This is a genomic window from Carboxylicivirga linearis, from assembly GCF_018271995.1.
Classification (GTDB): Bacteria; Bacteroidota; Bacteroidia; order Bacteroidales; family Marinilabiliaceae; genus Carboxylicivirga; species Carboxylicivirga linearis.
Genome location: NZ_JAGUCO010000092.1, coordinates 1 through 1,101 on the forward strand (window position 1 = coordinate 1; position 1,101 = coordinate 1,101).

The following is a 1,101-nucleotide window of genomic DNA, read 5'->3' on the forward strand; positions in this document are numbered from 1 at the left end:
CTTGCCGAGGTAGAGAAAAAGAAATAACGCTAAAATCTCCCGACAATGAAACGATATTTTGTAATTACAAAAACCTCAGTTGGCAACAAACACATTAACGAACAGGATTTGCTCCCTGCTTCCTGTAAACTGATTACAGGCATTGCAATAAACGCCCTGGTTAAAAAGGAATCAGAATTGGAAGATGTAACACAGGATTTAGCTTTTCCTCAAGCTTTAATATCCGATTTGTTACTGACCGATGGTATTACCAACCTGTTCTATTCTTACCTACGCACAAGGGCAAGCGAAGCGGAAAGCAAAGACTTTTTTGAAAGTGACATTCTTCCGGCAATCGTTGATATTTTGAGTAATAATATCAAATTCACTTGCCTAGATGCAGACCAGCAAAGCAACCTGAATAACAGCATTGCAGAGCTTTTCAATACAAAGTTAGCCGATTATCTCTACAACAAAGTGGGTTTGTTTGAAAAAGGTCAAACCATTACAAGCCTTGAATTTGCCGACTTGATAGCACAGGAAACACTGACCTTTGCCTTTCTGCATAAATCCGATGTTTTTCTTCGCCCTGTTAAGGCTTACAAACAGCCTGAACCTTATGAATGTGGCAACATCAGCCTATTGGTAAACGGCAACAGCTTTCTATTGCGTGATTACATGCTTACCGCCAACAGAAAGGTAAAACATTTAAGCAAAGAGGTTATCCCATTCCATGAGCCTTTGGAGGTAAACAGCAATATCCATACAGTTTTCAAGAGCAATAAGAACAGCGGAGACAATACGCTAACCATTAGAATCTACATTGAATATGAACACGAGTGAGTTATTACATACCATCGCAAAAGACCGTGTTTCAGGAATGCGCACCATCGACAGCTACCAATTAAAACCAACGGTGATAATGGTAACAGGTTCGGATATTTCGCTGGACCTGAAAAACGATATGTGGATTTTGAACACCAAAGGTCTGCCAAGCTCCATTGATGAAATGGAACTTATAAGCAGCGATAATGTGTTTACCGCTACACCCGAAGAATACGACTTTATGGATGAGTACCGCTACCAGGTATTCACCGATTACATAGACATCAAAACCCAAGC

2 protein-coding genes are annotated in these 1,101 nt (G+C 40.2%); both read left to right on the forward strand.

The annotated features are described in order from the left end of the window. Window positions 1-45: 45 nt before the first annotated feature. On the forward strand, window positions 46-822 hold the full coding sequence (locus tag KEM10_RS23735) for a hypothetical protein (protein ID WP_212220854.1): 777 nt from the start codon (window positions 46-48) through the stop codon (window positions 820-822). Further along, window positions 809-1,101, forward strand: a 293-nt coding sequence (locus KEM10_RS23740; RefSeq protein WP_212220857.1) for a hypothetical protein, incomplete at its 3' end; no start/stop codon positions are given. The genes KEM10_RS23735 and KEM10_RS23740, both read left to right, overlap by 14 nt.

What these genes read in the sequence shown, in the direction of transcription:
- KEM10_RS23735 (WP_212220854.1), top strand. Translation starts at nt 46, where the DNA reads ATGAAACGATATTTTGTAATTACAAAAACCTCAGTTGGCAACAAACAC.